The organism is Pseudomonas reactans (genome assembly GCF_013385825.1).
GTDB lineage: Bacteria > Pseudomonadota > Gammaproteobacteria > Pseudomonadales > Pseudomonadaceae > Aquipseudomonas > Aquipseudomonas reactans.
Genome location: NZ_JACAPG010000014.1, coordinates 589,809 through 597,158, shown reverse-complemented (window position 1 = coordinate 597,158; position 7,350 = coordinate 589,809). Strand labels below are relative to the sequence as shown.

Here is a 7,350-nt window from a genome sequence, read left to right as displayed (position 1 = left end):
GCGAGGTACCGAGTGTTGGGGCGAAGCGTTTTTGGTTACTTTTGGCGCTCTTCCAAAAGTGACCCGCTGTAAGAGCGGAACCATAGGCGGCCGTTACCGCAGCAATGGATATGTATGCAGTCCGATCCATCATCCAGGCCAGCTGTAAGGCCGCCTTCGCGGGCAAGCCCGCTCCCACATTTCGATCGCAGGGTAACAGTTGGAAAGCGATCGCCTGTCAGGCCCCACCCAAACGCCCAGCGCCGTATCCAAACATCTATGCGTCCAGGCGCAACCCGACCTGCGTGCGCTTGGGCAACTTGCTGACGACAAGCTGGTGAGAACGCCGCAACAACCCACGCAACTCTTCATCCCCCAACGGATACGGCGTATTCATAATGACCCACTGCGCCCGCGCCAGGTACGGTGCCGGGTGAATGCCTGGGCGGTCCACATGGCCGAGGAACAACGCCTTGTCGACCTTGAACGCCAACGACTCACCCCTTAGGTTCTGTAGTGCGAACATCTTGTTGCCGGCAATCGAAAACACGCGCACGCCGCCCCATTTGTAATCCTCCCGCGCGCCCGGCAAGCTGAGGCAGAACGCGGCGACTTGTTCTTCGGTCATCTTCATAGCAGGCGGTCTCCGCAACCTTTGAAACCTTCTTCCAGGTAATCGATCCAGGCACGAATGGCCGGCAACACGCCACGACGATGCGGGTACACCGCTTGCAGCCAGCCGCCGGGCAAGGACCACTCCGGCAGTAGTTGTACCAACCGGCCGTTGGCCAACTCCTCTTCGCAATACATCATCGGCAGTACGGTAAAGCCCAGGCCCATGATGGCGCTGGCCTTGCGCACGATGAAATCGTCGATCCCCAGCCGGGCTTCCATCGCCAGGTCGTGGGTGTTGCCCTGGGGGTCGAGGATGCGTTGATGCACCAGGCGATCTGCCTCCAAGGCCCCCAGGATCGGTAGCTGCTTGAGGTCCTCAAGGGTCGTCACCTCACGGCCGTGCATCAGCACGGGGCTGGCCACCAGCACGGTCTGGGCTTGGCGCAAGCGCTTGGTCACCAACAGCGGATCCTCATCGCCCAGCTCGCGTACCCGCAAGGCGACATCGATGCCTTCCGCGACCAAATCGACACGGCGGTTGACAAGGGTCATTTCCAATTGCACTTGGGGATGCGCTGCCAGAAATCCGGCCACCAATTCCGGCAGGATGTGCTGGGCCATGCCCACCGGGCAACTGACGCGCAGCCGTCCACGGGGCTCGCTGGACATGCTGGCCACTGCCTCATCGGCCATTTCCGCTTCCAGCAGCATCGCCTGGCAATGCCGCAGGTAGCGCTCGCCGACGGCGGTGAGGGTGAGTTGGCGGGTAGTGCGTTGCAGCAGGCGCGCGCCGAGGCGTTCTTCCAGCTCGGCGATACGCCGCGACAGCCGCGACTTGGGAATCCCCAGCAGCCGGCCGGCGGCGGCGAAGCCACCGGCTTCCACGACTTTGGCGAAATAGTAGAGGTCGTTGAGGTCTTGCATGATCAACCTATTGTCCTGTCAGTGGGACGAACTATCCGCGTCTGACGAGGGCAAATCCACTACAAATGTGCGCCGGCCATCAACACGTACTTCACGTGTACATACTCCTCGATCCCGTAATAGCTGCCTTCACGGCCATAACCGGACTGTTTGATGCCGCCAAACGGCACTGATGCGGTCCCCACTGACCCCGAGTTTAGAATCACCATCCCGGCCTCCAACTGGCGCGACAGGCGCAACGACCGTCCCAGCGCGCTGGTGTAGGCGTAGGCCACCAGGCCGAATTCGGTCTGGTTGGCGCGGGCGATGACTTCGGCTTCATCCTTGAACGAATAGAGAGCGAACACCGGGCCGAAGATTTCCTCGGTCGCGAGGGGAGAATCGTCCTGCAAGCCGGTCAACACCGTCGGCTCGTAGAACAGGCCACCTTTGGCGTGGGGCTTACCGCCCATCAACACCTTGGCCCCGGCGGCCTTGGCGTCTGTGACCAGGCGCGCCACCTTGTCGAAGCCCAGTTGATTGACCATAGGGCCGACCACAAAGCCTTCACGCAAGCCCTGGTCCACTTCGATCTCGGCCACGGCGCGCTTCAAACGCTTGATGAAGTCCTCGAGGATGCTGTGTTGCACGAAGATGCGGTTCGGCGAGATGCACACCTGGCCCGAGTTGCGCAGTTTGGCACTGACCAGTCCTTTCACCGCTTCGTCGAGGTCGGCGTCCTGGAACACGATAAACGGCGCGTTACCGCCCAGTTCCAGGGTCATTTTCTTGATGCTGGCGGCGCATTGTGCGGCGAGCAGCTTTCCGACGCCGGTGGAGCCGGTAAACGAGATTTTACGGATGCGTGGGTCTCCGGTCAGGATCGGGCCAATTGCCTTCGGGTCGCCTACCACCACTTCCAGAACGCCTGCCTCGATCCCGGCCTTGCGCGCGTATTCCAGCAACTTGAGGGCGGTGAGGGGCGTGTCTTCTGCAGGCTTGATCACCATGGTGCAGCCGGCCGCCAGCGCTGTGGCGACCTTGCGGGTGATCATCATGAACGGGAAGTTCCACGGGGTGATGGCGGCGACCGGGCCGATGGCCTCCTTGGTGACCATCACGTTGGCGTTGCGGTCGTGAGTGGGAATGGTGTCGCCATACACGCGCTTGGCCTCCTCGGCGTACCACTCGATAAAGCCCAGGCCGTAGTCGATTTCGCCGCGGGCTTCGCTCAGGCATTTGCCGTTTTCGCGGCAGAGCAGTTCGGCGAAGGCTTCCTTGTCGGCTTTTACCGCGTCGTGCCAGCGGCGCAGGATGTCGCTGCGTTCCTTGGCAAGCTTGGAGGACCAGTCAGGGAAGGCGGCGCAGGTGCGGTCGACGGCAGCCTTGACCTCGTTTGCGGTCTGCTTGGCGACACGGCCGATTTCTTCACCGGTGGCAGGGTTGTGGACGATAAGCATGGGGAAATCTCCGAGGGCTGAAAGTGCTGTTTAAGGCTACGCAAATGCGCGGTTTGAGCGAATATCCATTCCAATGTGCTGATTGCCTATTCCTATAAGTCCGTAGCCTCGTAGTGAATTGCGCGTTAACGTGGCGTTTTACGCAAAGGCCAGCAAACATGGATCGCACGGGCAGAATCATCGAGCTGATGGGCACCTTGGCGCCTGTGGAAGGCTATAACCTGAGCGCACTGGATGACGTGCGTTTCCTGCGCTCCAATCGCCCATTACATCGGGTCCCGGTGCTGTACGACCCCGGCATCGTGATCGTCTGCCAGGGGCAAAAACGTGGTTACCTGGGGGATGAGGTTTATTTGTATGACGCCCAGCATTACCTGGTGGTGTCGGTGCCGGTGCCCTTCACCATGGAGACCGACGCCAGTGAAGCCGAGCCGATGCTGGCGGTGTATCTGCGCCTGGATTTCACCCTCGCGGCGCAGCTGATGGTGGCGCTGGAAGACTTCCCCGAATTGATCGAGGCCAAGCCACGTGGCATGTATTCGTCACCCATGGATGACCGGCTCAGTGAATCATTGCTGCGCTTCCTGCAAGTGATGAGCGTGCCGATGGATGCGCAGATTCTGGGGCTGGCGCTGATGCGCGAGATCTATTATCGAATCCTGACGGGCGAGCAGGGTGGCTCGATGCGTGCAGCCCTGAATCGCCAGGGCCAGTTCGGCAAGGTGGCGCGTGCGATTCGCAAGATCCATGGGGGCTACCACCAGCACCTGGACGTAGAAACGCTGGCGCGGGAAGCGATGATGAGTGTGCCAAGCTTTCACGCGCATTTTCGCACCGTCACCGACACCTCGCCGATGCAGTATCTCAAGTCAACGCGTTTGCATCAGGCGCGCCTGTTGATGCTGCGTAGCGATATCACCGCCGCCACGGCCAGTGCACAAGTCGGTTACGAAAGCGCCTCGCAATTCAGCCGCGAGTTCAAACGTTTCTTCGGGCGCACGCCCCAGGCAGAAATCCAGTGGATGAAGCGTACCTACGCGTTGCCCGCACCGACGTCAGCGTCGATCTATGTGTCGTCGCACTGAGCATTGTCCTGCCAGCAGGACAAACAGTCGCATTTCGGCCGTCTAATCGTTTATTCGGATCATCTGTAGGATCAACCCCACTTGATCGCCCTGTCGCGATCCTCACTTGGAGATCCCGCATGAAACTGTTGCATATCGATTCCAGCATCCTCGGCGACAACTCGGCGTCCCGTCAGCTCAGCGCTGGTGTGGTCAAGGCTTGGCAAGCGGCTGAGCCGGGTGTGGAAGTGACCTACCGTGACGTGGCCGCCGAAGGCTTCAACCACTTCTCCGGCGCAACCCTGGGCGCCCTGGGCACTCCGGCTGATCAGCGCAATGCCGCGCAACAGCACGAAGCAGAACTCAGCGCCAAGACCCTGGCTGAATTCCTCGCCGCTGACGCGGTGGTGATCGCTGCACCGATGTACAACTTCACCATCCCGACTCAACTGAAAGCCTGGATCGACCGCATTGCCGTCGCCGGCCAGACGTTCCGCTACACCGAAGCCGGTCCGGAAGGTCTGTGCGGCAACAAGAAAGTCATCGTTGTGTCGACCTCGGGCGGCCTGCATGTCGGCCAGGCGACCGGTGTGGCCCATGAAGATTATCTGAAAGTGCTGCTGGGCTTCCTCGGCATCACCGACATCGAATTCGTCCGCGCCCACGGCCTGGCGTACGGTGATGAGTTCCGCAGCAAGTCCTTGAGCGACGCCAACGTACTCATCAACGAACAATTGTTCGCGGCTGCGTAAAGCTTAGGTAAAACCGTGCCTTTCCCCGTTTCATTCTGAAACGGGACGTCTAAACTCTGTATTCTGATCGCCTCAAAACGACCGGACTACGGAGTTTTTTCGTTTAGCCGCTGTCATTATTTTGGCCCAGGTTATGCACGCATGGGTTTATCACCCGGTCGAGCGCCTTGAACCATGGACTTTTCAACCCGACATGCCGGTCTTTATGCAGCAAAGGTGGACATCCTCATGATGCGTCTTTGTGCTGTTATGGTTCTTTCCCTGCTCGGTGGCCTGGTTTCAGTGCACGCCGCGCCTGCGCCGCACCCGCATTGGAGTGTGGGCTTTCATCGCATGACCTTCCTGGATCCGCTGGATTTGCAGCCGATGAAGGCCATCGCCTTCTATCCCTCCACCGGGCTTGAGCACAGCACGCCGCTGGGCGCCTATCGCGTCGCCGCCACGGAAGATTCCAAGATTGCCATCGGCCGCTTTCCAATGCTGATGCTGTCCCACGGCAACACCGGCACGCCGCTGGCCTTGCACGACCTGGCCACCTCGCTGGCGCGCAAAGGTTTTGTGGTGGTGGCCGTGCTGCACCCTGGCGACAACTACAAGGACCACAGCCGCCTGGGCACGGTGAGTAACCTGTATGGCCGGCCGATCCAGATTTCCGAAGCAATCACCGCCACCTTGGGCGACCCGATGCTGTCCCCCTTCGTCAACGTCGATCAGGTCGGCGTGATCGGTTATTCAGCGGGCGGTGAAACCGCGTTGATCCTGGCCGGTGCCAAGCCGGACTTCGACCGCCTGCGCCGCTACTGCCAGGAACGTCCGGAAGACCGCGACGCCTGCACCACCAAAGGCGAACTGGTGGTGGACCGCGACGACCTGCAGCCGCAATCCGATCCGCGTATTCATGCCTTGATGCTGATGGCGCCGTTGAGTTTGATGTTTGGCCGTCACACCCTGGCCGACGTGCATGTGCCGGTGCTGCTCTACAGCGGCGACGGGGACAAGCTGGTGGCCGTGGACAAAAACGCTGCGGCGTTGGCGCGCAAACTGCCCGAGCCGCCGGATTTCAAGCTGTTGGCCGGAGCAGGGCACTTCGTGTTCATGGCGCCGTGTGACAGCGATCAGTTGGCGGCGATGCCAGCGATCTGCACGGATGCCGACGGCGTCGACCGCGAAGGTATCCACCGTGACCTGATTTCCGAGGCAGGACGTTTTTTCAGCCACACCCTCGGCCAAGCCACCCGCGCCGGGATGCAGACGGCAGATCAGTAAGCGCGACGCTTGAGCAGAACGGTCACGCCCAAGGCCGTCACCGACAACAGCGCAGCGCAAAAGAAGATCCAGCCATAGCCGAGGTTCAGTGCCACGGCACCCATCAACGGTCCTGCAATTGCCAGGGCCAAATCAAAGAACACCGCGTAAGCACTCAGGCCTGCACCACGGCTGCTGTTGGGTACCTGCTTGATGGCTTCTACGCCGAGCGCCGGGTACACCAGCGACAAGCCAAAGCCGGTCAGCCCTGCGCCAATCAACGCCACGCCCGTCGACGGCGCCAGCCAGAGCAACGTCAGGCCCAGGGTCTCGATGGTCATGCAGGCGATTGCCGCGCGAAAGCCGCCGAACCGACTGATCGCAGAGATAAACACCAGCCGCGACAAGATAAAACACACGCCAAACACCGTCAGGCAGTACGCCGCACCGGCCCAGCCGCGATTGAGGTAGTACAGCGTAATAAAGGTGGTGAGGGTGCCGTAGCCGATGGAGGCCAGGCACAGGCTTGCGCCAAAGGGCGCGATACGCCCGAACACCGCCCAGAACGGCAAGCGCTCACCGCGCACCACCGGCACCGAGGGTTTATTGCGGATCAGCACCAGGCCCAGCGCGGACAATACGGCCAGCGCAATGCCGAGGCTGTTGTAGCCGTATTCAGCCACCATCACCACGCCCAGCGGCGCACCAATGGCGATGGCACCGTAGGACGCGATGCCGTTCCAGGAGATTGAGCGCGCCGTGTGTTCGGCACCGACCGCGCCCATGCACCAACTGATGGTGCCCACGCCGATCAGCCCTTGAGCCACACCCAGCAACAGTCGGCCGACGATCAGAATGCCCAGGCTCAAGGCGGGCATGCTCTGTAGCAATGTCGCAAAGAACGTCAACACGCCGCTGACCAGAATCCCCGCCAACCCCAACACAATCGCGCGCTTGGTGCCGACGTTGTCCGACATGCGCCCGGCCATGGGGCGGCTGAGCAGAGTCGCCAGGTATTGCGAGCCGATCGTGACCCCGGCCACCACGGCGCTGAAACCCAGTTGCTCATGCACATAGCCAGGAATCACCGCGATCGGCAGGCCGATGCAGATAAACGCGATGAAGGTATAGAAGACGATAGAGACGATCTGCAAGGTGATCGACAGGGAGCTGGGGGCGGCGGCAGACATGGGCACTCGTTCGCGGGCGGGCGGTGCGGGCATCATGGCAAGGGCCCAAGGGAAAAGAAAGCAGGCTATCTATTAATTATGGCGCGCCATACACATGCAAAAAGCCCCGTCACACAGGACGGGGCTCTATCTTGCCGCTTGC

General features: G+C 61.0%; 7 protein-coding genes. 3 read left to right on the top strand and 4 right to left on the bottom strand.

Annotated elements, in window-relative coordinates; genetic code table 11:
* Window positions 1-256 precede the first annotated feature (256 nt).
* From HX868_RS19340 to HX868_RS19330, 3 genes are read right to left on the bottom strand one after another with little or no spacing between them, the layout of a single operon-like run.
* Window positions 257-613: an MmcQ/YjbR family DNA-binding protein gene (locus HX868_RS19340; protein WP_177004030.1), complete on the bottom strand. Its 357-nt coding sequence runs from the start codon at window positions 611-613 to the stop codon at window positions 257-259.
* Window positions 610-1,518 carry a LysR substrate-binding domain-containing protein gene (locus HX868_RS19335; protein WP_026000029.1) on the bottom strand — a complete coding sequence of 303 codons (909 nt, stop codon included), beginning with the start codon at window positions 1,516-1,518 and terminating at the stop codon, window positions 610-612. Before HX868_RS19335 ends, HX868_RS19340 begins: the two co-directional genes overlap by 4 nt.
* A gap of 59 nt (window positions 1,519-1,577) precedes the next feature.
* Window positions 1,578-2,957 (bottom strand): NAD-dependent succinate-semialdehyde dehydrogenase, encoded by a 1,380-nt coding sequence (locus tag HX868_RS19330; protein WP_177004029.1) that lies wholly within the window; start codon window positions 2,955-2,957, stop codon window positions 1,578-1,580.
* A gap of 158 nt (window positions 2,958-3,115) precedes the next feature.
* On the opposite strand from HX868_RS19330, the gene HX868_RS19325 reads away from it, so the two are divergent.
* From HX868_RS19325 to HX868_RS19315, 3 genes are all read left to right on the top strand, one after another.
* Window positions 3,116-4,042 carry an AraC family transcriptional regulator gene (locus HX868_RS19325; RefSeq protein WP_177004028.1) on the top strand — a complete coding sequence of 309 codons (927 nt, stop codon included), beginning with the start codon at window positions 3,116-3,118 and terminating at the stop codon, window positions 4,040-4,042.
* 119 nt (window positions 4,043-4,161) lie between these two features.
* Window positions 4,162-4,773 (top strand): FMN-dependent NADH-azoreductase, encoded by a 612-nt coding sequence (locus HX868_RS19320; RefSeq protein WP_033901176.1) that lies wholly within the window; start codon window positions 4,162-4,164, stop codon window positions 4,771-4,773.
* Between the two features lie 228 nt (window positions 4,774-5,001).
* The gene (locus tag HX868_RS19315) at window positions 5,002-6,039 is read left to right on the top strand and encodes an alpha/beta hydrolase family protein (RefSeq protein WP_033901196.1); all 1,038 of its coding nucleotides are present in this window, start codon (window positions 5,002-5,004) and stop codon (window positions 6,037-6,039) included.
* Here HX868_RS19315 and HX868_RS19310 read toward each other — a convergent pair.
* A complete protein-coding gene (locus HX868_RS19310; protein WP_038850433.1) occupies window positions 6,033-7,208 on the bottom strand; it encodes an MFS transporter in 1,176 nt (391 codons plus the stop codon). The genes HX868_RS19315 and HX868_RS19310 overlap by 7 nt on opposite strands.
* Window positions 7,209-7,350: the final 142 nt, after the last annotated feature.

What these genes read in the sequence shown, in the direction of transcription:
- HX868_RS19325 (WP_177004028.1), top strand. Translation starts at nt 3,116, where the DNA reads ATGGATCGCACGGGCAGAATCATCGAGCTGATGGGCACCTTGGCGCCT.
- HX868_RS19330 (WP_177004029.1), bottom strand. Translation starts at nt 2,957, where the DNA reads ATGCTTATCGTCCACAACCCTGCCACCGGTGAAGAAATCGGCCGTGTC.
- HX868_RS19315 (WP_033901196.1), top strand. Translation starts at nt 5,002, where the DNA reads ATGATGCGTCTTTGTGCTGTTATGGTTCTTTCCCTGCTCGGTGGCCTG.
- HX868_RS19340 (WP_177004030.1), bottom strand. Translation starts at nt 613, where the DNA reads ATGAAGATGACCGAAGAACAAGTCGCCGCGTTCTGCCTCAGCTTGCCG.
- HX868_RS19335 (WP_026000029.1), bottom strand. Translation starts at nt 1,518, where the DNA reads ATGCAAGACCTCAACGACCTCTACTATTTCGCCAAAGTCGTGGAAGCC.
- HX868_RS19310 (WP_038850433.1), bottom strand. Translation starts at nt 7,208, where the DNA reads ATGTCTGCCGCCGCCCCCAGCTCCCTGTCGATCACCTTGCAGATCGTC.
- HX868_RS19320 (WP_033901176.1), top strand. Translation starts at nt 4,162, where the DNA reads ATGAAACTGTTGCATATCGATTCCAGCATCCTCGGCGACAACTCGGCG.